This window comes from Jannaschia sp. W003 (assembly GCF_025144335.1).
Lineage (GTDB): Bacteria > Pseudomonadota > Alphaproteobacteria > Rhodobacterales > Rhodobacteraceae > Jannaschia.
In genome coordinates, this window is record NZ_CP083539.1 from 2,067,916 (window position 1) to 2,088,804 (window position 20,889).

23 protein-coding genes are annotated in these 20,889 nt (G+C 73.2%); 14 read left to right on the forward strand and 9 right to left on the reverse strand.

Annotation, left to right across the window (positions count from 1 at the left end; genetic code table 11):
• Window positions 1-176: 176 nt before the first annotated feature.
• The 11 genes from K3554_RS10060 (at window position 177) to K3554_RS10110 (ending at window position 10,028) form a co-directional block, all read left to right on the forward strand.
• Window positions 177-329, forward strand: coding sequence for a DUF2256 domain-containing protein (locus K3554_RS10060; RefSeq protein ID WP_259939814.1), 153 nt, complete (start codon window positions 177-179; stop codon window positions 327-329).
• 68 nt (window positions 330-397) lie between these two features.
• Window positions 398-2,548: a malate synthase G gene (locus K3554_RS10065; RefSeq protein WP_259939835.1), complete on the forward strand. Its 2,151-nt coding sequence runs from the start codon at window positions 398-400 to the stop codon at window positions 2,546-2,548.
• A complete protein-coding gene (locus K3554_RS10070; protein ID WP_259939837.1) occupies window positions 2,545-3,000 on the forward strand; it encodes an isoprenylcysteine carboxylmethyltransferase family protein in 456 nt (151 codons plus the stop codon). The genes K3554_RS10065 and K3554_RS10070 overlap by 4 nt, the downstream gene beginning before the upstream one ends.
• Before the next feature lie 57 nt (window positions 3,001-3,057).
• Window positions 3,058-3,486, forward strand: coding sequence for a heme-binding protein (locus tag K3554_RS10075; protein WP_259939838.1), 429 nt, complete (start codon window positions 3,058-3,060; stop codon window positions 3,484-3,486).
• Window positions 3,487-3,575: 89 nt separating this feature from the next.
• Window positions 3,576-4,355 carry a gamma-glutamyl-gamma-aminobutyrate hydrolase family protein gene (locus K3554_RS10080; protein WP_259939840.1) on the forward strand — a complete coding sequence of 260 codons (780 nt, stop codon included), beginning with the start codon at window positions 3,576-3,578 and terminating at the stop codon, window positions 4,353-4,355.
• Between the two features lie 58 nt (window positions 4,356-4,413).
• Window positions 4,414-4,818, forward strand: a complete 405-nt coding sequence (locus K3554_RS10085; protein ID WP_259939843.1) for a cytidine deaminase — start codon at window positions 4,414-4,416, stop codon at window positions 4,816-4,818.
• Window positions 4,815-6,128 carry a thymidine phosphorylase gene (locus tag K3554_RS10090; protein WP_409197308.1) on the forward strand — a complete coding sequence of 438 codons (1,314 nt, stop codon included), beginning with the start codon at window positions 4,815-4,817 and terminating at the stop codon, window positions 6,126-6,128. The genes K3554_RS10085 and K3554_RS10090 overlap by 4 nt, the downstream gene beginning before the upstream one ends.
• Window positions 6,125-7,303, forward strand: coding sequence for a phosphopentomutase (locus K3554_RS10095; protein WP_259939844.1), 1,179 nt, complete (start codon window positions 6,125-6,127; stop codon window positions 7,301-7,303). The genes K3554_RS10090 and K3554_RS10095 overlap by 4 nt, the downstream gene beginning before the upstream one ends.
• On the forward strand, window positions 7,300-8,256 hold the full coding sequence (locus K3554_RS10100) for an adenosine deaminase (RefSeq protein WP_259939847.1): 957 nt from the start codon (window positions 7,300-7,302) through the stop codon (window positions 8,254-8,256). Before K3554_RS10095 ends, K3554_RS10100 begins: the two co-directional genes overlap by 4 nt.
• Before the next feature lie 50 nt (window positions 8,257-8,306).
• Window positions 8,307-8,882 (forward strand): uracil phosphoribosyltransferase, encoded by a 576-nt coding sequence (upp, locus tag K3554_RS10105; protein WP_259945884.1) that lies wholly within the window; start codon window positions 8,307-8,309, stop codon window positions 8,880-8,882.
• 90 nt (window positions 8,883-8,972) lie between these two features.
• Window positions 8,973-10,028 (forward strand): hypothetical protein, encoded by a 1,056-nt coding sequence (locus K3554_RS10110; protein ID WP_259939849.1) that lies wholly within the window; start codon window positions 8,973-8,975, stop codon window positions 10,026-10,028.
• A 37-nt stretch (window positions 10,029-10,065) separates the two neighbouring features.
• Here the strand turns inward: K3554_RS10110 and K3554_RS10115 are convergent, their stop codons facing one another.
• Both K3554_RS10115 and K3554_RS10120 read right to left on the reverse strand, forming a co-directional pair.
• A complete protein-coding gene (locus K3554_RS10115; RefSeq protein ID WP_259939852.1) occupies window positions 10,066-11,055 on the reverse strand; it encodes a hypothetical protein in 990 nt (329 codons plus the stop codon).
• On the reverse strand, window positions 11,052-12,674 hold the full coding sequence (locus K3554_RS10120) for an AMP-binding protein (RefSeq protein WP_259939853.1): 1,623 nt from the start codon (window positions 12,672-12,674) through the stop codon (window positions 11,052-11,054). Before K3554_RS10120 ends, K3554_RS10115 begins: the two co-directional genes overlap by 4 nt.
• Before the next feature lie 73 nt (window positions 12,675-12,747).
• On the opposite strand from K3554_RS10120, the gene K3554_RS10125 reads away from it, so the two are divergent.
• The 3 genes from K3554_RS10125 (at window position 12,748) to K3554_RS10135 (ending at window position 14,987) form a co-directional block, all read left to right on the forward strand.
• Window positions 12,748-13,656 (forward strand): DMT family transporter, encoded by a 909-nt coding sequence (locus K3554_RS10125; protein ID WP_259939855.1) that lies wholly within the window; start codon window positions 12,748-12,750, stop codon window positions 13,654-13,656.
• The gene (locus K3554_RS10130) at window positions 13,653-14,294 is read left to right on the forward strand and encodes a sulfotransferase family protein (RefSeq protein WP_259939857.1); all 642 of its coding nucleotides are present in this window, start codon (window positions 13,653-13,655) and stop codon (window positions 14,292-14,294) included. The genes K3554_RS10125 and K3554_RS10130 overlap by 4 nt, the downstream gene beginning before the upstream one ends.
• 96 nt (window positions 14,295-14,390) lie before the next feature.
• Window positions 14,391-14,987: a Hint domain-containing protein gene (locus K3554_RS10135; protein ID WP_259939859.1), complete on the forward strand. Its 597-nt coding sequence runs from the start codon at window positions 14,391-14,393 to the stop codon at window positions 14,985-14,987.
• 7 nt (window positions 14,988-14,994) lie between these two features.
• Here K3554_RS10135 and K3554_RS10140 read toward each other — a convergent pair whose 3' ends face one another.
• From K3554_RS10140 to K3554_RS10170, 7 genes are all read right to left on the reverse strand, one after another.
• Window positions 14,995-15,360: a hypothetical protein gene (locus K3554_RS10140; RefSeq protein WP_259939860.1), complete on the reverse strand. Its 366-nt coding sequence runs from the start codon at window positions 15,358-15,360 to the stop codon at window positions 14,995-14,997.
• A 141-nt stretch (window positions 15,361-15,501) separates the two neighbouring features.
• Window positions 15,502-17,697: a 3-hydroxyacyl-CoA dehydrogenase NAD-binding domain-containing protein gene (locus K3554_RS10145; RefSeq protein ID WP_259939862.1), complete on the reverse strand. Its 2,196-nt coding sequence runs from the start codon at window positions 17,695-17,697 to the stop codon at window positions 15,502-15,504.
• A 51-nt stretch (window positions 17,698-17,748) separates the two neighbouring features.
• Entirely contained in the window at window positions 17,749-18,189 is a 441-nt protein-coding gene (locus K3554_RS10150; protein ID WP_259939863.1) for a hypothetical protein, read from the reverse strand.
• A gap of 107 nt (window positions 18,190-18,296) precedes the next feature.
• A complete protein-coding gene (locus tag K3554_RS10155) occupies window positions 18,297-18,731 on the reverse strand; it encodes a hypothetical protein (protein ID WP_259939864.1) in 435 nt (144 codons plus the stop codon).
• Between the two features lie 4 nt (window positions 18,732-18,735).
• On the reverse strand, window positions 18,736-19,947 hold the full coding sequence (locus K3554_RS10160) for an acetyl-CoA C-acetyltransferase (protein ID WP_259939865.1): 1,212 nt from the start codon (window positions 19,945-19,947) through the stop codon (window positions 18,736-18,738).
• Between the two features lie 11 nt (window positions 19,948-19,958).
• A complete protein-coding gene (locus K3554_RS10165) occupies window positions 19,959-20,591 on the reverse strand; it encodes a glutathione S-transferase family protein (protein ID WP_259939866.1) in 633 nt (210 codons plus the stop codon).
• Between the two features lie 52 nt (window positions 20,592-20,643).
• A complete protein-coding gene (locus tag K3554_RS10170) occupies window positions 20,644-20,874 on the reverse strand; it encodes a hypothetical protein (RefSeq protein WP_259939868.1) in 231 nt (76 codons plus the stop codon).
• Window positions 20,875-20,889: the final 15 nt, after the last annotated feature.

Genomic DNA, 20,889 nt, shown 5'->3' on the forward strand with positions numbered 1-20,889 from the left:
CGGGGCCGCGCTTGCGGCACCCGCCGCAGCGGATCGCTCCCTCGGCCGGCGCACGCTCGTGTGCACGGGGGGTGCACGGGGGGTGTACGGGGGGTGTACGGGGGGCGCCCCCCGCACCACGGCACCAAATCGCCCCGTTGCGCGTTCCGCCTCCGCACCGATGCACGGACCCGCCCATGCCCCCCATGCGCCGAAAGGCCGACCTCCCCGCCAAGACCTGCGCCACCTGCGGCCGCCCCTTCGCCTGGCGCCGCAAGTGGGCCGCGGTGTGGGACGAGGTGCGCTACTGCTCGGACCGCTGCCGCCGGGAGCGTGGTAAGAAAACCTGACCAATCCCGATTGCCCCGCTCCGCGCCCCGCGCTACGCCGGGGCGATCCAACCCCGAGGGAGACCCCGATGCGCCATGTGGACAAGGCCGGCCTGCAGGTCGCCGAGGAACTCGCCCGCTTCGTCGAGGACCGGGCCCTGCCGGGCACCGGCGTCGAGGCGGACCGCTTCTGGGAGGGCTTCGCCGCGCTGGTCCGCGACCTCGCGCCGCGCAACGCGGAGTTGCTGGCCAAGCGCGCGGACCTGCAGGCGCAGATCGACGCCTGGCACCGCGCGAACCCCGGCCCCGTGCGCGACGGCGCCGCCTACCGCGCGTTCCTCGAGCGCATCGGATACCTGGTTTCGGAAGCCCCCGCCTTCACCATAGAGACCACCAACGTCGACCCCGAGATCGCCTCCACTTCCGGCCCCCAGCTCGTGGTGCCGATCACCAACGCCCGCTACGCGCTGAACGCGGCCAACGCCCGCTGGGGCAACCTCTACGACGCGCTCTACGGCACCGACGCGCTGGGCGACCTGCCCGAGGGGCGGGGCTACGACGCCGCCCGCGGCGCGCGCGTGATCGACCGCGCCAAGGGCTTCCTCGACCGCGCCGTGCCGCTGGACGGGGCGGCGTGGCGCGACCTCACCGCCATCGCGGAGGAAGGCGGCGCCCTCCGTCTGCGCACCGCCTCGGGCGACGTCGCCCTGCGCGACCCGGCGGCCTACGAGGGTTGGGTCCGCGACGGCGACACGCTCCGCATCCTCCTGCGCCACAACGGCCTCGGCATCGTGCTCGTGGTCGCCCCCGATGGGGCCATCGGCAAGGACGACCCCGCGGGGCTGGACGCCGTGCATCTGGAATCCGCCGTGTCGGCCATCATGGACTGCGAGGACTCGGTCGCCTGCGTCGACGCCGAGGACAAGGTTCTGGCCTACGGCAACTGGCTCGGCCTGATGCGCGGCGACCTGACCGAGGAGGTGGCCAAGGGCGGCGGCACCTTCACCCGCGCGCTCAACCCCGACATGGAGTTCAACGCTCCGGGGGGCGGCGTCCTCGTCGTGAAGGGCCGCGCCCTCATGCTGGTGCGCAACGTCGGCCACCTGATGACCAACCCCGCCGTGACCTTCGACGGCGCCGAGGTGCCCGAGGGCCTGATGGACGCCGCCGTCACCACGCTCTGCGCGATGCACGACATCGCCAAGACGGACGGCCCCCGCAACTCCCACCACGGCAGCGTCTACGTGGTGAAGCCCAAGATGCACGGCCCCGAGGAGGTCGCCTTCGCGGTCGAGATCTTCGACCGCGTGGAGGCCATGCTCGGCCTGCCGCGCAACACCGTGAAGCTGGGCATCATGGACGAGGAGCGCCGCACCTCCGCCAACCTCGCCGCCTGCATCCACGCCGCGCGCGAGCGGGTGGCGTTCATCAACACCGGTTTTCTCGACCGGACGGGCGACGAGATCCACACCTCCATGGAGGCGGGGCCGATGCTGCCCAAGGGCGAGATGAAGTCGACCCCCTGGATCGAGGCCTACGAGGACCGCAACGTGGACATCGGTCTCGCGTGCGGGCTGAAGGGCCGGGCGCAGATCGGCAAGGGCATGTGGGCCATGCCCGACCGCATGGAGGCTATGCTGCGCGAGAAGGTCGGCCACCCGCAATCGGGTGCCACCTGCGCCTGGGTCCCGTCGCCCACCGCGGCCACGCTCCACGCCACGCACTACCACGAGGTCGACGTGATGGCCCGGCAGGACGAGCTGGCCGCCGGCGGCGCGCGGGGCACGCTGGACGACCTCCTGACCATCCCCGTGATGGAGGGCCGCAACCTGTCGGACGAGGAGGTGCGCGCCGAGGTCGAGAACAACGCCCAGGGCATCCTCGGCTACGTGGTGCGCTGGGTCGACGCGGGCGTGGGCTGTTCCAAGGTGCCCGACATCCACGACGTCGGCCTGATGGAGGACCGCGCCACCTGCCGCATCTCCAGCCAGGCGCTGGCCAACTGGCTGCACCACGGCGTGATCGACCGGGACACGACGATGGAGGCCATGAAGCGCATGGCGGCCAAGGTGGACGCCCAGAACGCGGACGACCCGACCTACCGGGCCATGGCGCCGGACTTCGACGGCGTCGCCTTCAAGGCCGCTTGCGATCTGGTGTTCGAGGGCCGTGCGCAACCCTCGGGCTACACCGAGCCGGTACTCCACCGCCGCCGGCAGGAGGCCAAGGCCGCCCGGTGAGCCATCTGCACGGCTTCCCCGACCTGCCGCCCGTCTGGGCGGCGGGCACGGCGCTCGCCCAGTGGGCGGCCTCGGCCGTCGTGCCGCTGGTGCGCGTCGACGCCGCGTGGCTCGACGCGCTGGGCGGGGCGCTGGCGCTCGCGGGCCTCGCCCTCGCCGCGTGGTCGGCGTGGTGGTTCCGGCACAAGCGCACGCCGATCATGCCCCGCGAGCGGCCCACCGCGCTGATCGTCGAAGGCCCGTACCGCGTGAACCGCAACCCGATCTACTCGGCGATGGCCCTCGTGCTGCTGGGCCTCGCTGCGATGTTCGGCACGCTCGCCGCGCTCCTGCTGGCGGGTGCCTTCGTCGCGGTGATCACGCAACGCTTCGTGCGCGGCGAGGAGGCGGCGCTGCGGGCCGCCTTCGGCCCCGAGGCCGAGCGGTATTTCGCCCGCACCCGCCGCTGGTGACGCTGGCCGCGCCCGCGCGCCACTCGTAACACGCCCCCAAGCCCCTCGGAGGACCCCATGACCGACATCCCGCTGCGCCGCGCGCGCGCCATCATCAAGAACGCCTTCGCCAAGGCGCGCGAGATGGATCTGAAGCCCCTCTCGGTCGTGGTGCTCGACGCCGGTGGCCACCCCCGCGCCTTCGAGCGCGAGGACGGCGCCAGCCCCGGGCGCTACGCGATCGCCCACGGCAAGGCCTACGGCGCCGTGATGCTGGGCATGGCGGGGCAGGCGCAGATGGCCCGCGCCGAGGCGCAAGCCTACTTCATGACCGCCGCCAACGGCGCCTTCGGCGGCGCGGTGATCCCCGTGCCCGGCGGCATCCTCGTGCGGGACGCGAAGGGCAACGTCATCGGCGCCGTGGGCGTCACGGGCGACAGCTCCGACAACGACCAGGCGGCGGGCATGGCCGGGATCGAGGCGGCGGGCCTGACCGGCGAGCCATAGGCCCCCCGGCCACACGGCGGCCCGCCTGTGCGCCCGCGCACCCCCGGCGGGCTTCCCGCGAGGGCCGGGTGCCGTTATTCCTCGGGGCCATGACACGCAGACCCATCGTCGGCATCATCTCGAATGCCTACCTCCTGAACGACCAGTACCCGGCCCACGCCAACGGCGCGTCGAACACCGAGGCGGTGGCGCAGGTCTCGGACTGCATGGCGCTGTGCTTCCCGGCCGATCCCGCCGTCTCGCCGCTGGACGAGCTGCTGGACACGTTCGACGGCTTCCTGCTCACCGGCGGCCGGCCCAACGTCCACCCCGAGGAGTACGGCCACGAGGCCACGCCCGCCCACGGCGCCTTCGACCGGAACCGCGACCGCGTGGCGCTGCCCCTCGTGCGCGCCTGCGTCGAGCGGGGGCAGCCCGTGCTTGGCCTCTGCCGGGGCTTCCAGGAGGTCGCGGTGGCGATGGGCTCGACGCTCCACCCCGAGATCCGCGACCTGCCGGGGCGCAGCAACCACCGCATGCCGCCCGACGGCACGCTCGAGGAGAAGTTCGCGCTGCGTCACGAGGTGACGCTGACGCCCGGCGGCCCCTTCGCACGCATCTTCGGCAGCGACCGGGTGATGACGAACACGCTGCACGGGCAGGGCATCGACGAGGCCGGCGCCCGCGTCGTGATCGACGGCCGCGCGCCCGACGGGACGCCCGAGGCGATCTACGTCGACGGCGCCCCGGGCTTCGCGCTGGCCGTTCAGTGGCACCCCGAGTGGAACGCCGCCGCCGATCCGGTCTCGCGCCCCCTGTTCGAGGCCTTCGGGCAGGCCTGCCGCGACTGGCGCGCGGGGCGGCTGGCTCCGGCTCTGGCCGCCGAGTAGGCCCCGCCTTGCCCCCGCCGGGCCGCGCGCCTAGCAAGCGGGGGATGGAGGACCGGCGATGAGCGACACCGAAGACCTGCGCCGCGCCGCGCTCGCCGTGCGCGAGAACGCCCACGCACCCTACAGCGGCTTCCACGTCGGCGCCGCGATCCGCACCACCTCGGGCGCGGTCTTCCTGGGCTGCAACGTCGAGAACGTCGCCTACCCCGAGGGCACCTGCGCCGAGGCCGGCGCCATCGCCGCGATGGTCGCCGCTGGCGAGCGCCGGATCGCCGAGGCCTACGTTGTCGCCGGCTCGCCCGACCCCGTGCCCCCCTGCGGCGGCTGCCGCCAGAAGCTGGCGGAGTTCGCGGGCGGCGACGTGCCGGTGACGCTGGCCACCGTGGACGGCGCCGAGCGGCGCACCACCGTGGCGGCGCTGCTGCCGGGGGCCTTCGGCGCGGCGCACATGGAGGGCGCGTGAGCGTCCGCGACACGCTCGCTGCCCTGCGGCAGGGGCGCGCGCCGGGGCGCCGGGCGCTGGCCGAGTTCGCGGACGGCCTCGCCGACGGCTCGGTCTCCGACGCGCAGGCGGGCGCCTTCGCCATGGGCATCTGCCGCGCTCCTCTGACGGCGGACGCGCGCGCGGCCCTGACCCGCGCCATGCGCGACACCGGCCAGGTGCTGGAATGGGACGTGGACGGCCCCGTGGCCGACAAGCATTCCACGGGCGGGGTGGGCGATTGCGTAAGCCTCGTGCTCGCGCCCGCGCTGGCCGCCTGCGGGGTCTATGTCCCGATGATCTCGGGACGCGGGCTCGGGCACACCGGCGGCACGCTCGACAAGCTGTCGGCGATCCCCGGCTTCCGCGCCGACCTGCAGACCGACGTGCTCCAGCGCATCGTGGCCGAGGTGGGCTGCGTGATCTGCTCGGCCTCCGAGGACATCGCCCCCGCCGACCGCCGCCTCTACGCCGTGCGCGACGTGACCGGCACCGTGGAGAGCACCGACCTGATCGTCGCGTCGATCCTGTCGAAGAAGCTGGCCGAGGGGCTGGAGGCGCTCGTGCTCGACGTGAAGACCGGCTCCGGCGCGCTGATGCCCGACCCCGCCGCGGCCGCCGCGCTCGCCCGCGACCTCGCCGAGACGGCGCAGGCGGCGGGGGTGATGACCTCCGCGATCCTGACCGACATGAGCCAGCCCGCCGCCACCGCCGCCGGCAACGCGCTCGAGGTGATCGCCGCCATGGAGGCGCTGACCGATCCCGGCGGGCGCCCGTCCACGCGCCTCGTGGCGCTGACGAAGGCTCTCGGGGGCGAGTGCCTCGCGCTCTGCGGCCTCGTCGCCGACAGCGAGGAGGGCGCCGCGCGCATCGGCTCGGCCCTCGCCTCGGGCGCCGCCGCCGAGCGCTTCGGCCGCATGGTGCACGCCCAGGGCGGCCCCTCGGACTTCCCCGACCGCTGGCGCGACCGCCTGCCGGCCGCCCCCGTCGTGGCCGAGCTGCGGGCCGACGCGCCGGGCGTGATCGGCAGCATCGACACCCGGGCACTGGGCGAGATCGTGGTCGACCTCGGCGGCGGGCGCCGGCGCGAGGACGACCGCATCGACCCCACGGTCGGCATCAGTCACATCGCCCAGATCGGCGCCGTGGTGACCGAAGGCCAGCCCATCGCCCGCGTCCACGCCGCCGACCCCGACGAGGCCGAGGAGGCCGCGGGCCGCGTCGCCGACGCGATCGAGCTGGCGACCCGCGCCGTCACCGCCCCCGAGCTGATCCGCGAGGTGATCCGATGAGCCGCGTCTTCCTGGCCGTGCTCGACTCCGTGGGCTGCGGCGGCGCCCCCGACGCCGCCGAGTTCGGAGACGAGGGCGCCAACACGCTGGCCCACGTCGCCCAGTGGTGCGCCACCGAGCGCCCCGAGGGACCGCTGCGCCTGCCGAACATGGACCGGCTGGGCCTCGGGGCGGCCGTGCGCCTCGCCTCGGGGGCCGGGACGCCGGGGATGGACGCCGAGCCGGAGGCGCTCTGGGGCGCCGCCACCGAGGTGAGCCGGGGCAAGGACACGCCCTCGGGCCACTGGGAGCTGGCGGGCCTGCCGGTGCCGTGGGAATGGACCTACTTCCCGGACACCGAGCCGTGCTTCCCGCCCGAGCTGGTCGCGCTGGTCTGCCGCGAGGCCGGGACCGCCGGCATCCTCGGCAACCGTCACGCGTCCGGCACCCTGATCATCGAGGACGAGGCCGAGGCGCACATCCGCACCGGCTGGCCGATCTGCTACACCTCCGTGGACAGCGTGTTCCAGATCGCCGCTCACGAGGAGCACTTCGGCCTCCAACGCCTCCTCGACCTCTGCAAGGCCCTCGCGCCGACGCTGCACGAGATGCGCGTGGGCCGCGTCATCGCGCGCCCGTTCATCGGCGAGGGGCCGTGGGAACGCACGCCGAACCGCAAGGACTTCGCCATCATGCCGCCCGCGCCGACGCTCTGCGACGCGGTGCAGGGGGCCGGGCGCCGGGTCCACGCCATCGGCAAGATCGGCGACATCTTCTCCATGCGCGGCATCGAAACGGTGGCCAAAGGACCGGACGCCGCCCTTATGCGGCACCTGGAGGACGCGATCCGCGACATGCCCGACGGCTCGCTCACCTTCGCCAACTTCGTGCAGTTCGACAGCGACTTCGGCCACCGCCGCGACCCCGCCGGCTACGCCGGGCATCTGGAGTGGTTCGACGGCTGCCTGCCTGCGATACTTGGCGCCATGCGCGAGGGCGACCGGCTGATCCTCACCGCCGACCACGGCAACGACCCGACCTTCCGCGGCTCCGACCACACGCGCGAGCGTGTGCCCGTGCTCGTCGCCGGCGCGCCCGCGGGCGAGGCGGGGCTGGTCGCCTTCGCGGATGTGGCCGCCTCGGTCTGCGACCATCTCGGCGTGCCCGCCGTCGGCCCCGGACGGAGCTTCCTGTGATCCCCAAGACCGAGCTGCACCTCCACCTCGAGGGCGCCGCGCCGCCCGCCTTCATCCGCGGTCTGGCCTCCGAGCAGGGCACCCGGCTCGACGCCCTGTTCGACGAGCGCGGCGACTACCGCTTCGAGGACTTCCGGCAGTTCCTGCGCACCTACGAGGGCGCCACCTCGGTGCTGCGCGGGCCCGAGGAGTTCGCGCGCCTCACCCGCGCCGTGCTGGAGGAGAGCGCGAGCCACGGGGTGATCTACACCGAGGCGTTCCTGTCGCCCGACTTCTGCGGCGGGCGCGACCGGGGCGCCTGGGCCGAGTACCTCGCCGCCATCGAGGAGGCCGCCGCCGCCGTGCCGGAGATCGAGATGCGCGGCATCGTCACCTGCATCCGCCACTTCGGCCCCGACGCCGCCAGGGAGACCGCCCGCTGCGCCGCTGAGACCGCGGGCCGCTTCGTCACGGGATGGGGCATGGGCGGCGACGAGGGGATGGGGAAGGCCGCCGACTTCGCCTGGGCGTTCGACTGCGCGCGCGAGGCGGGCCTGGGCATCACCGTCCACGCCGGCGAGTTCGGCGGCCCCGAGAGCGTGCGCGACGCGCTGGCCTTGCGCCCCTCGCGCCTCGGCCACGGGGTGCGCAGCATCGAGGACCTGGCCCTCGTCGACCGCTTGGCCGAGGACGGCGTGGTGCTGGAGGTCTGCCCGCTGTCGAACGTGCGCCTCGGGCTCTACGAGGACGTGCGCCGCCACCCCATCGAGCGCCTGCGGGACAGGGGCGTGAAGGTGACCGTCTCCACCGACGACCCGCCGTTCTTCGGCACCACCATGACGCGCGAGTACGACGCGCTAGCCGAGGCCTTCGGCTGGACCGAGGACGACTTCCGCGCCCTGAACCGCATCTCGGCCGAGGCCGCCTTCTGCGACGACGCCACCCGCGCCAAGCTGCTGGAGACCTTCCCGTGAGCCACGTCACCCACGTCACCCACCCGCTGATCCAGCACAAGCTGACCATCATGCGCGAGCGGGACACCCCCACCGCCGTGTTCCGCCAGCTCCTGCGCGAGATCTCGCAGCTGCTCGCCTACGAGATCACCCGCGACCTCGCGATGGAGACCAAGCACATCGAGACGCCCGTCGCGCCGATGGAGGCGCCGACGCTGGCGGGCCGCAAGCTGGCGCTGGTGTCGATCCTGCGCGCGGGCAACGGGCTGCTCGACGGCATCCTGGAGCTGGTGCCGAGCGCCCGCGTCGGCTTCGTGGGCCTCTACCGCGACGAGACGACGCTGGAGCCGGTGGAGTACTACTTCAAGGTGCCCGACCACTTGGGCGAGCGGCTGGTGATCGCGGTCGACCCGATGCTGGCCACGGGCAACTCCTCGGTGGCGGCCATCACGAAGCTGAAGGAGGCCGGTGCGACCGACATCCGCTTCCTGTGCCTGCTCGCAGCGCCCGAGGGCATCGCGCGCATGGAGGAGGCCCATCCCGACGTGCCCATCGTCACAGCCGCGATCGACGAGCGCCTGAACGAGCACGGCTACATCGTGCCCGGACTGGGGGATGCGGGCGACAGGATGTTCGGCACGAAGTAGGCGCAGGTTGCCCTAGGGTTTACAGGCCCGGGACGGGGCGCCACAGTCCTCGCGACCGTCCGGGGGGACGGCCTGAGGAGAGCAGAACCAATGATGATCAGGGAAACCCTGACCGCCGCAGCCTGCGCGCTGCTGGCCCTGACCACCTGCGCCGCGGCGCAGGACCGGACCATCCGAAACACCGACGGCCCGGCCGAGCCGCCGCCCGCCGGCTTCGACGGACGCGAGTACGTCGACAGCGAGGGCTGCGTGTTCATCCGCGCCGGCGTGGGCGACGCGGTGCGCTACGTGCCGCGCGTGGCCCGCGACCGCTCCGTGGTCTGCGGACGGGAGCCGACCTTCGCCGGTGCGCGGCCGGAAGCGGCGCCCGACGCGGTCGTGGCGACCGAGCGTCCCGCGGCTCCTCCGGCGGCGGCTGTCGCCGAGGCGGAGCCGGTGATCCGCCGGGCGCCCGCGCCCGCCGCGCCGCGCCGCATCGCCTCCGCGGCGCCCTCGCGCCCCGGCGCGCCCGCGGCCGCGGTTGCGCCCGACGCGCCGCGGGCCACGCCGGTCGCCGCCGCAGCCGCACCGGCCCGCGCCGTTCGCCGCCAGGCGGCGGTCGCGCGGCGCCCCGCGGTGAAGGCGATGGCCGCCGGCCCCGCCGTGGACCCGAGCGGCCTGCCGCGGGCCTGCGGCGACGTCCGCGCGGACGATGGCGGAGCCGCGCGCGCTTCGCGCGCCTGCATCGTGGCGCTCCAGCGGCAGGGCTTCGTGGTGCGCCGCGCGCCGGACGGCGCCGTGGCGCGACGGCTGCCGCTGACCGAGCAGACCGTGGTGCGCGTCGCGCGCCCCGCCAACGCGCTGCGCGTCGATCCCACGACGCCCTCGCCGCGCGCCGCCGGCTGCGCGCTCGGGGCGGACCTCCAGTGCGCCGGCCTGCGCACCGACCGCTCGTCCCGCGGGGTCGCCGCACCCGTCGTGGTGCCCGCGGCCCGCACGACGTTCTCCACGGCGACGCCGCCGCGGGGCTACCGCATGGCATGGCGCGACGGGCGGCTGAACCCGCTGCGCGGCCCCCGCACGCTGCAGGGCGACCTGCAGTCCCAGGCGGTCTGGACCAACGGCGTGCCGCGCCGCCTGCGCCGCGTGATCGTGGTCGCCGACTGACCGCATCTTCGGGCCGCCCCGCGGGGCGGCCTGCAGCCTACTCGCAGATGCCGCGAAGGCTCTGCCAGTCCGTGTCGTCGAGCGCCGGCGGCATCGCCCCGGGCCCCGCGCCCGAGCCCGCATCCAGACCCACCGCCGCCGCCCAGGGCGCCCAGTCGAGCCGCGCCTGCGAGAAGGCCGGCCGTAGCACCGACGCGGGCGCGAGCGCGGGCGGGTCGAGCAGCAGCGACTCGATGTGCCGCGCATAGGCCACGGGCGGCACCTGTCCCGAGGTCAGCAACGAGGCGATGCCCCGCAGCCCGATCCCCTCCAGGAAGGCTGCCAGGGGCGGCGCGGCCGCGGCGCTGACGCGGGTGGCCAGCACGTGACCCGCGGCGATGGCCGGGTCGTCCTGCGCCAGCAGGGTTTCGTTGGACACCAGCAGGATGTCCCCCGGCAGCGCGAGCGCGGGGATCGGCAGGTCGCGCACCACCCGCAGGCGCACGGGCGTGGTGGGCAGGATGCGCTCGCGCAGGCGGTCGAGCGCCTCCTGGCCCAGCACGCCGGTGCAGGGGGGGCCGGTCAGGGCGGACAACTCCGTCAGCAGCCGGTCGCCGATCTCCTCGCGCTGCACGGGGGGCAGGAGGACCGCCGCCCGTTCGCGCAAGGCGGATGGCATCCAGAACGCCGCTACCAGCCCGCCGATCCCGAGAGCGGCGGCGACCAGCAGCCAACGCAGGCGGCCCGGATGGGGGCGCCCCCGCTCCACCGCCGCCAGCACCCGCTCCAGCGCGTCGATCATCGCGCTCTCGTCGATGCTCAGCTCCTCGTCGGCCGAGCCGCCCGGCGCGTAGCGCGCGGGAACGACGCCGGGGTTGAGCCGCCGGATGGCGGGCAGCGACCAGTGCGACAGCGCCGCCTCGTCGTCGCCGAACACCCGCAGCTCCGCCTCGCCGATGGACACGTAGACCGCGCGCGCCTCGGCATCCGGCGCGGGGCGCCAGAGCGCGGTGGTCTCGAGCCGCTCCAGCCCGTCGATCGCGGTCACCGGCGCAGGCCCGCCCTGAGCTCGAACTTCTGCACCTTGCCGGTGGAGGTCTTGGGCAGGGGGCCGAACACGACGCGCTTGGGTGTCTTGAAGCCCGCGAGGCGCGCGCGCGCGAAGGCGATCAGCTCGGCCTCGGAGGCCTCGGCCCCGTCGCGCAGCTCCACGAAGGCGCACGGCACCTCGCCCCATTTGTCGTCGGGCTGGGCCACCACGGCGCAGAGCGAGACCGCGTCGTGGTGCATCAGCGCGCCCTCGACCTCGACGCTGCTGACGTTCTCGCCACCCGAGATGATGATGTCCTTGGCCCGGTCGCGGATCTCGACGTAGCCGTCGGGGTGCTTCACGGCCAGGTCCCCCGAGCGGAACCAGCCGCCCCGGAACGCCTCGGCGGTGGCCTCGGGGTTGCGGAGGTAGCCCTTCATCACCGCGTTGCCGCGCATCGCCACCTCGCCCTGCGTCTCGCCGTCGGCGGGAACGGGCGCGCCGTCCTCGCCGAACACGTCCACGCCCTCCATCATCGGGTAGGCCACGCCCTGTCGGGCCTTGAGCGCCGCGCGCGCCTCGGGGGCCGCGCTGTCCCAGCGGTCCGCCTGCCAGACGTTCTCGACCACGTGGCCGTAGGTCTCGGTCAGGCCGTAGACGTGGGTGACGTTGAACCCGAGGGCTTCCGTGCGCGCGAGCGTGGCGGCGGGCGGGGGCGCGCCCGCCGTGTAGACCTCGACCGCATGATCGAAGGGGCGCCGCTCGGAGGCGGGCGCGTTGGCGAGGGCGTTGAGCACGATGGGCGCGCCGCCGAAGTGGGTCACGCCCTCGTCGGCCACGGCCGCGAACACGGCCCCGGCGGTGACGTCGCGCAGGCACACGACCGTGCCGCCGAGCACGGGCATCATCCAGGCGTGGCACCAGCCGTTGCAGTGGAACAGCGGCACCACGGTCAGGATGCGCGGGTGCAGCGTCAGGCGCCACGAGACCACGGTGCCCATGGTCATCAGGTAGGCGCCCCGGTGGTGGTACACGACGCCCTTGGGGCGGCCCGTGGTGCCCGATGTGTAGTTGAGCGCGAGGCTCTCCCACTCGTCCTCGGGCATGACCCAGGCGAAGTCTGCGTCGGCCCCGGCCAGCAGCGCCTCGTAGAGCGGATGGCGCCCGGTGGCCTCGATGCCGGCCACGTCGTCGGGCACCTCCACCAGCGTCGGGGGCGCCTCCATGTCCTCGATGGCCTCCTCGACCAACGCGACGAAGGCGCTGTCGACCAGCACCACCACCGCGCCGCCGTGGCCGAGGATGTAGCGCACCGTGTCCACGTCGAGGCGGACGTTCACGGTGTTCAGCACCGCGCCCGCGGCAGGCACGCCGAAGCTGGCCTCCACCTGGGCGGGCACGTTGGGCAGGAGCGTCGCCACCACGTCGCCTGGCCGCACCCCGAGGCGCTGGAGCATCGAGGCCTGGCGCGTCACGCGCTCGCGGTACTCGGCATAGGTCCGGCGGTGGGGGCCATGCACCAACGCCTCGCGGTCCGGCCAGACGCGGGCCGCGCGGTTCAGGTGCGACAGCGGCGTGAGGGGCACGAAGTTCGCCGCGCACCGGTCCAGCCCCGTCTCGTCCGCCAGCCACCCCATGCGCGCCTCCCGTTGCACTTTCCCGCAAGGCGGCGATAGTCGCCGCGGGGCGCAGGGAGGGCAAGGGCGCGCGATGCAGAACCGGACCCTCGCCTCGGCGGCCTCGATCCTCGCCGCCATGGCCATCATCGGGTTGATCGACCAGTTCGTGCAGGTGATCGCGCGCACCTCTTCGCTCTGGACCTTCCACCTGCTGCGCGCGGCGATGATGTTCGCCATGGCCGGCGCGTGGCTGTGGCTGCGCGGCGCGCGCCTGCGGGTGCATTCGTGGCGCGGGCTGGCGGGGCGCTCGCTGTTCATGTCCACCGCGATGGTGATTTACTTCGGCGCGCTCGGCTTCCTGCCCGTGGCGCAGGCGGCGGCGGGGCTGTTCTCGGCGCCGATCTGGATCCTCGTGCTGTCGGTCACGCTGTTCGGCCTCCGGATCGGCCCCGTGCGCGTCGTCGCCGCGCTGATCGGCTTCGCGGGCGTGCTCCTGGTGCTGTCGCCCGACCCGGCGACGATCGGGCCGCTGACCTTCGTTCCGATCGCGTCGGGGGCGTTCTACGCCGTGGCCGCCATCGCCACGCGCGAGTGGTGCGGCGCCGAGCAGCCCCTCGCCATCGCGCTGGGGGTGTTCGCGGGGCTGGCGCTCTGGGGCGCGGGGGGCATCGTCGTCGCCGGGGTGCTGGGGGAGGGGACGAGCTACCTCACCCGCGGCTGGGTCCCGCCCACGGGCGAGGTGTGGTTCTGGACCGCGGTGCAGGCGGCGGGCAGCCTCGTAGCGGTCACGCTGCTCGCGCGGGGCTACCAGCTCGCCGAGGCCTCGCTGGCGAGCGTGTTCGAGTTCTCGGTGCTCGGCTTCTCGGCGCTGTTCGGCTGGCTGGTGGCGGGGCAGGCGACAGGGCCGCTGGGACTGGCGGGGCTGGCGCTGATCGCCTTCGCCGGCAGCCTAATCGCGCTTCGCGGGGGCGACGCGGAAGCGCCGGCCGCGGCCCCGTGATCGTCTCGCCGGGCCGCGGCTACGTCTTCGTGCACGCGCCGAAGACGGGGGGCACCGCGCTGACGCTGGCGCTGGAGGCGCGGGCGCACGCGGACGACATCATCGTCTCGGACACGCCGAAGGGCCGCGCGCGCCGAGGCCGCGTCCGGAGCGTACGCACGGCGGGGCGGCTCTGGAAGCACTCCACGCTCGCCGACATCCGGGGGCTGCTGCCGGACGGGGTGCTGGATGCCCTGCGGCCCGTGACGCTGGTGCGCGACCCGTGGGACCGGATGGCGAGCTACTACCACTGGGCCCGCGCCCAGGACTTCTCCCATCCCGCGGTGGCGCTGGCGAAGCGCGCGACGTTCCGCGACTTCGTGCTGCACCCCCAGACCGCCGCCGCCTTCCGGGCGAACCCGCTCCGCTCCCACGTGGCCGGGGGGCGCGACCCGATCTTCGTGCGGCTGGAGCATCTGGCCGGCGATCTCGCGCCCTTCGAGGCGCTGCTCGGCTTCCGCCTCGACGTCCCCAGCGCTAACGTGTCGACCCGTCCGCGCGACCTGGCGGCGATCTACGATCCCGACACCGTCGCGCAGGTCGCCGCCATCTGCGCCGACGACTGCGAGCGCTTCGGCTACGCACCCCCTTCGGCATGATCCCGCTCGCCCGCCGCCGCGGCGCGGCGCGGCTTACGTCCGGCGGCGCGGCGCGGCATGAAGGACCGAACGACCGGGCCTGGAGCGGGACACTACATGAGCAAACGCATCTTCTCGGCGCCGCCTCCCGTCGCGCCCGACGCCGCCCCCCCGAAGGCCGCGGCCAAGCCCGCTCCGGCCGCGGCAGGCAAGCCCGACACGCGCCCGATGGTCCACGCCGCCACGCGCATCGACACGCCCGACGGTCCGCGCGCCGTGGAGACGTTGCAGGCCGGCGACCGGATCTGCTGCAGCGGCTCCGACGTGATGAGCCTGCGCGCCGTGGAACGGGTGGTGCTGGCCCGGGCGGACTGGGCCTACGCCCCCGCGCTCTGGCCGATCCGCGTTCCGGTGGGCACGCTGGGCAACCACACGCCGATGCGGGTCTCGCCGGGGATGCGGGTGCTCTTGCCGGGCGAGGACGGCGCGTTCGTGCGGGTGGCCGACCTCGTGGGCATCGGCGGCATCGCCCGCGACCGTCCCATGGCCGACATCCGCTACTTCGAGCTGCACCTGCCCGAGCACGCGCTGGTGCAGGCCGAGGGCGCGTTGATCGAGAGCTTTCCCGAAGGCCCCCGCGCCGTGCGGCCCGAGACCCCGCGCGATGAGGCGCGGGCCGCCTTCGCCACGGCCACGGGCCGGCCGGTTCGGTGACGCGCCGCTAGCGCAGGCGCCACGTCTCCTGGCTGGAGCGTCCTTCCTTCGCGCGCATCACCACCATGTCGCCGAGGATGTAGAGGTGCTTGCAATCCTGCTCGACCACGATGCCGTCGAGGCGCGTGGCGTGGCACAGCGCCTCGTTGGTCCAGCGCCAGCCGCCCGACACCCGGTGCCGGTCCTTGGTGCCGCCCACTCCGCCGTTCGCCGCGAAGACCAGCGTTCCGCCGAACTCGTCCACCAGCGTGCGGTCCGCCACGAAGTCGCGGAACGCGCGCTCCGAGCGGATGCGCGTGAAGTCGAGCGCCGCGGCCGCCGTGGCGGTGGCGGCGATGGCGAGCGCGACGAGGGCGAGGCGGGCAGGGGTCATGGCACGGGTCTCCGGAGGCGCGACTGTCCCCGGCATGGCCATCGAATCCGGCGGAACGGTGAAACGATCCGCGCCCCGAGGTGGTGATTTGCCGCCATCCGGGGACAATGGGCGCGCCCTCGCGGGGGCGCGCCCGGAAGGTCAGGCGGCCGCGGCCGCCGCCGCGCCGCCGTAGAAGGTGTCGCCCGACTCGGCCATCTCGCGGATGGTGCGCGGCGTCTCGAAGCGGGCGCCGAACTTCTCGGTCAGCTCCGCTGTCTTGTCCGCCGCCCAGGCCGCGCCCACGATGTCGAGCCAGCCGAACGGGCCGCCCGACCACGGCGCGAAGCCCCAGCCGAGGATCGCGCCCACGTCGCCCTCGCGGATGTCCATGAGCACGCCGTCCTCCAGCGCGCGCACCGCCTCCAGCGCCTGCGCGAACATCAGGCGGTTCTGCACCTCGTGGAGGTCTGGCTGCTCGTCCCGGACGGGATACTGCGCGCGCAGCCCCTCCCAGAGCGCCCCGCGCTTCCCCTTCTCGTCGTAGTCGTAGAAGCCCGAGGCGGTCTTGCGGCCCATGCGTCCCTGGTCGGCCATCCAGAACAGCACCTCGTCCACGGCGCCGTCGGGGTATTCGTTGCCCATCGCCGCCTTCGTCGCCTTCGCGATCTTCACGCCGAGGTCGATCGAGGTCTCGTCCACCAGCTGCAGCGGGCCGAGCGGCATGCCCAGCAACTTGGCGCCGTTCTCGATCAGCGCGGGCTCGACGCCCTCGGCGACCATGCGGATACCCTCGTTGATGTAGGGGATGATGCAGCGGTTGGCGTAGAAGAACCGCGCGTCGTTCACCACGATCGGCGTCTTGCGGATCTGGCGCACGAAATCGAGCGCCTTGGCCACCGCGCGGTCGCCCGTGGCCTTGCCGCGGATGATCTCCACCAGCAGCATCTTGTCGACGGGCGAGAAGAAGTGGATGCCGATGAACTGCTCGGGCCGCTCCGACGCCTTGGCCAACTCGGTGATCGGCAGCGTCGAGGTATTGGTGGCGAAGATGCAGTCCTCGCCCACCACGGCCTCGACCTTTCGCGTCATCTCGGCCTTGACGCCCACATCCTCGAACACCGCCTCGACCACGAGGTCGCAGCCCCGCAGCGCCTCGATGTCGGTCGTGGCATGGACGCGGCCAAGCACCTCGGCCTTCTTCTCCGCCGTCACCTTCTTGCGCGAGATGCCCTTGTCGAGGATGCCCTCGCCGTAGCTCTTGCCCTTGTCGGCCGCCTCCTGCTCGCGGTCGATCAGCACCACCTCGATGCCGGCGTTGGCTGCCACGTAGGCGATGCCCGCGCCCATCATGCCCGCGCCCAGCACGCCGAGCTTGGCGACCTTCTGGTCGGGCACGTCGGGCCGGTTGGCGCCCTTCTCCAGCGCCTCCTTGTTGATGAAGAGCGAGCGGATCATGGCCGCGGACGACGGGTTCATCAGCGTGTGCACGAACCAGCGCGCCTCGACCTTGAGGGCGGTGTCGAAGGGCACCAGCGCGCCCTCGTAGACCGCCGAGAGCAGGTTCTTGGCGGCCGGATAGACGCCCTTGGTCTTGCCGTTCACCATCGCGGAGGCGCCCACGAAGGTCATGAAGCCCGCGGGGTGGTAGGGCGCGCCGCCGGGCATCTTGTAGCCCTTCGCGTCCCACGGCTTCACGAGGTCCGCGTCCTTGGCCTCCAGCACCCAGGCGCGGGCGGCGGCGAGGGGGTCTTCCACCACCTCGTCGATCAGGCCCGCGGACTTGGCCTTGTCGGGTGCCAGCATCTTGCCCTCAAGGAGGAACGGGGAGGCGGTCATGGCGCCCATCTTGCGCACGAGGCGCGTAGTGCCGCCCAGGCCGGGGAAGATGCCGACCATGATCTCGGGCAGGCCGATCTTGGCCTTCGGGTTCGCGGCGCAGAAGATGCGGTGAGTCGAGAGCGGCAGCTCAAGCCCGATGCCGAGCGCGGTGCCGGGCAGGGCGGCGGCGATGGGTTTGCCGCCCTTCAGCGTCTTGGGGTCCATGCCCGCGCGCTCGATCTTTCGCAGGATCGCGTGGCAGTCCATGATGCCGTCGAACAGCCCCTTAGCGGGGTCGTCGCCGGCCTGCTCCTTCATGGTGGCGATCACGTTGAGGTCCATGCCGCCTGCGAAGCTGCCCGCCTTGCCGGAGGTGATGACGATGCCGCGCACGGCGCCGTCCGCCAGCGCGTCGTCGATCAGCCCGTCCAGCAGGGGCCAGGCCTCGAGCGACATGACGTTCATGCTCTTGCCCGGCACGTCCCAGGTAATCACGGCGACGCCGTCGTCGCCCTTCTCCATCGTGAAGTCACTCATGCGTTCGTCTCCCACGGGGGCTTCGCGCGCGCCGCGGCGCCGCGCTCGGTGTCAGTCTTGCTCGATCCGGGGATTGCCCGGACTGGAGCGGATGTCGGAAAGGTTGGCCTGGGTGATGATGCCCTTCACCTTCCAGAGCCCGTCGGGCTGGAGCAGGAGCGTCATCTCGCTGCCGAAGGGTTCGATCACGACCTCGGCGCCGCGCATGGCGAACACCGTGTGCGTGCCGACGATGCATCCGCCGTCGATGTAGTCGGCCCCGAGGCCGTAGCGGTAGTAGGCGGTCGCGCCCATCGTATCGAGGTTGTCGCGGAAGTCGGCGGCGAAGGCCTTGAGGTCCGCGGGCGTCTCGACCTCGATCACCTTGTCGTAGGCGCCGATCTCGGCCGGCAGCACCCATTGCGCGGCCATGGAGTCGAAGTCCCGCTCCCAAAGGAAGCGCGAGTTCTCGTCGAGGATCTGCTGGTAGATCGCCTTCGGGGCCTGCTGCATCGGTCAGTCTCTCCTGGAGGGGGCGTGCCGGCGGAGCGCCGCCGGCGGGGCATCGGCCCGGTATGGCCCGGGGGCCGCCCGCCCGCATCCCCGTTCTGAAGCGCCCGTCACGCCGCGCCCGTCTCGGTGCGCGCGACGTTGACGCGGATGTCGGCGTTGCGGGCCGCTGTCTCGATGTCGCCGCCGATCCACTGCCCGTCGACGCGCTCGAGGCGCAGGCGCGTACGGAACGGCTCGATCACCGGCGTCGCGCCGCGCAGGGCGTAGGTGGTGTGAACGCCCGCGAGCGTGTCCGGCGTCAGCATCGCGGCCTCCTCGCAGATGCGCAGGAAGGCGGTGACGCCGAGCGCGGCGAGGTTGTCGCGGAAGTCGCCGGCGAAGGCGCGCAGGGCGTCCGGCCCCGCGACCATCGCGGTCCGTTCCGGCGTGCGCACCGCGTGAGGGTAGCGCATGCACGCGACGAGGGCGTCGTAGTCCCGGTCCCAGAGCATCTGGGACGTGCGGTCGAGATGCGCCTGGTAGATGTCGCGTGCGTCCGCCACCCGCTCAGACCCGCTCGATCACGGTGGCCGCGCCCATGCCCGAGGCGACGCATAGCGTGGCGAGGCCGACCTCCTTGTCGGAGCGCTCCAGCTCGTCGAGCAGCGTGCCGATGATGATCGCGCCCGAGGCGCCCAGCGGGTGGCCCATGGCGATCGCGCCGCCGTTCACGTTCAGGCGGTCGTGGTCCACGTCGAAGGCCTGCATGAAGCGCAGCACCACGGACGAGAACGCCTCGTTGACCTCGAACAGGTCGATGTCGCCGATCGCCATGCCGCTGTCGGCGAGGATCTTCTCGGTCACGGGCACGGGACCGGTGAGCATGATGGTCGGGTCGGTGCCGATCTTCGCGGTGGCCCGGATGCGGGCGCGGGGCTTCAGGCCCCAGCGCTCGCCGAACGCCTTGGACCCGACCAGCACGCCGGCAGCGCCGTCCACGATGCCCGACGAGTTGCCGGCGGTGTGCACGTGGCGGATGCGCTCGAGATGGGGGTACTTCATCAGCGCCACGGCATCGAAGCCGGGCATGGTGGTGCCCATCGCCTCGAAGGCGGGGTTCAGCGCGCCGAGCGACTGCATGTCCGTGCCGGGGCGGATGTACTCGTCGCGGTCTAGGATCGCGAGGCCGTTCACGTCGCGCACGGTCATCACGGAGCCGTCGAAGCGTCCCTCCTCCCAAGCCTTCGCGGCGCGGCGCTGGGATTCCACCGCGAACTGGTCGGCGTCGTCGCGGCTGAACCCGTACTCGGTGGCGATGATGTCCGCGGAGATGCCCTGGGGCACGAAGTACTGGTTCATGGCGACCGACGGATCGACCGCGACCGCGGCGCCGTCGGATCCCATGGGCACGCGGCTCATGCACTCCACGCCGCCGGCGATGTAGCCGTCGCCCGCGCCGCCGCGCACCTGATTGGCGGCGAGGTTCACGGCCTCCATTCCGCTGGCGCAGAAGCGGTTGATCGACAGTCCTGGGATGCGCTCGTCGAGGTTCGAGGCGAGCACGGCGGTCCGCGCGAGGCAGCCGCCCTGCTCCATGACCTGCGTGGCGTTGCCCCAGATCACGTCTTCCACGGCGTGGCCCTCGAAGCCGGACCGCTCGGCCAGCGCGTCGAGCACCTGCGCCGACAGGCGCACCGCGGTGACCTCGTGGAGCGAGCCGTCCTTGCGGCCTTTGCCGCGCGGGGTGCGGACGGCGTCGTAGATGTAGGCTTCGGTCATGAGATGGCCTCTCAGCTCTCGCCGCCGGGCAGGGCCCGGGGCATCAGGTCGTAGGGGTGCTTCCAGCCGGGCAGGGCGGCGATGCGCTCCAGCCAAGCGTCGATGTGGGGCCAGTCGGCGCGGGTGAAGCCGAAGGGCTCGGGGTAGAAGAGGTAGCCGCAGCAGCTCAGGTCGGCATTGGTGACGCCGTTGCCGACGATCCACTCGCGGCCCTCGAGATGACGGTCCAGCGTCTCGTAGGCGGCCTTGAGGCGCCCCTGGCTGAAGGCGATCACCTCTTGGGGGCGCTTCTCCTCGGGCAGGAAGTTCATGAGGAAGCGGGTCATGCCGGCCTGCGACGAGAGCTTGTGGTTGTCCCACAAGACCCAGCGCAGCACCTCGTAGCGCTCGTCCTCGTCGCCGCCGAACCGGCCCGTGCGGTCGGTGATCCACTGCTGGATCGCGCCCGACTGGGTGAGGCGGGTCTCGCCCTCCACCAGCACCGGCGCCTCGCCCATGGGGTTGAGGGCGCGGAACTCGGGGTTCCGGGCGGCGCCCGCGAAGAAGTCGACCTTCACCGGCTCCCACGCGACGCCCGCCAACTCCAGCGCGAGCGCAGCCTTGTAGCTGTTTCCGGACTCGCCGAAGCAATGCAGCTGGATCATCGGATCTCCCCAGGGTGGCAGTGGCGGCGGCGGGGCAGGGCCCGCTGCGGCGTCATTCGTCGGGCGCCCCGCGCGCCGCGCGCCCGGCCAGCATCTGCTGGTGGAGGCGCAGCCGGTGGGGCAGGTTTTCGGCGTCGGTGACGCTGTCGAAGTTCTCGAACAGGAAGCTCAGTGCCTCGCCCTCGCTGATGCCCGCGCCGTCCGCGAAGCGGCGCAGGCGCCGGTAGGCGGCCTCGCTCATCTGCGCGGGAAAGCGGCGGGTCAGGCGCTGGGGTCTGGGCATCGGGCCTCCGGCTCA

Excerpts from the sequence above, each read along its gene's own strand:
- K3554_RS10060 (WP_259939814.1), top strand. The coding sequence starts at position 177 with ATGCCCCCCATGCGCCGAAAGGCCGACCTCCCCGCCAAGACCTGCGCC.
- K3554_RS10065 (WP_259939835.1), top strand. The coding sequence starts at position 398 with ATGCGCCATGTGGACAAGGCCGGCCTGCAGGTCGCCGAGGAACTCGCC.
- K3554_RS10075 (WP_259939838.1), top strand. The coding sequence starts at position 3,058 with ATGACCGACATCCCGCTGCGCCGCGCGCGCGCCATCATCAAGAACGCC.
- K3554_RS10080 (WP_259939840.1), top strand. The coding sequence starts at position 3,576 with ATGACACGCAGACCCATCGTCGGCATCATCTCGAATGCCTACCTCCTG.
- K3554_RS10085 (WP_259939843.1), top strand. The coding sequence starts at position 4,414 with ATGAGCGACACCGAAGACCTGCGCCGCGCCGCGCTCGCCGTGCGCGAG.
- K3554_RS10095 (WP_259939844.1), top strand. The coding sequence starts at position 6,125 with ATGAGCCGCGTCTTCCTGGCCGTGCTCGACTCCGTGGGCTGCGGCGGC.
- upp (WP_259945884.1), top strand. The coding sequence starts at position 8,307 with ATGCGCGAGCGGGACACCCCCACCGCCGTGTTCCGCCAGCTCCTGCGC.
- K3554_RS10110 (WP_259939849.1), top strand. The coding sequence starts at position 8,973 with ATGATGATCAGGGAAACCCTGACCGCCGCAGCCTGCGCGCTGCTGGCC.
- K3554_RS10120 (WP_259939853.1), bottom strand. The coding sequence starts at position 12,674 with ATGGGGTGGCTGGCGGACGAGACGGGGCTGGACCGGTGCGCGGCGAAC.
- K3554_RS10125 (WP_259939855.1), top strand. The coding sequence starts at position 12,748 with ATGCAGAACCGGACCCTCGCCTCGGCGGCCTCGATCCTCGCCGCCATG.
- K3554_RS10135 (WP_259939859.1), top strand. The coding sequence starts at position 14,391 with ATGAGCAAACGCATCTTCTCGGCGCCGCCTCCCGTCGCGCCCGACGCC.
- K3554_RS10140 (WP_259939860.1), bottom strand. The coding sequence starts at position 15,360 with ATGACCCCTGCCCGCCTCGCCCTCGTCGCGCTCGCCATCGCCGCCACC.
- K3554_RS10145 (WP_259939862.1), bottom strand. The coding sequence starts at position 17,697 with ATGAGTGACTTCACGATGGAGAAGGGCGACGACGGCGTCGCCGTGATT.
- K3554_RS10150 (WP_259939863.1), bottom strand. The coding sequence starts at position 18,189 with ATGCAGCAGGCCCCGAAGGCGATCTACCAGCAGATCCTCGACGAGAAC.
- K3554_RS10160 (WP_259939865.1), bottom strand. The coding sequence starts at position 19,947 with ATGACCGAAGCCTACATCTACGACGCCGTCCGCACCCCGCGCGGCAAA.
- K3554_RS10165 (WP_259939866.1), bottom strand. The coding sequence starts at position 20,591 with ATGATCCAGCTGCATTGCTTCGGCGAGTCCGGAAACAGCTACAAGGCT.
- K3554_RS10170 (WP_259939868.1), bottom strand. The coding sequence starts at position 20,874 with ATGCCCAGACCCCAGCGCCTGACCCGCCGCTTTCCCGCGCAGATGAGC.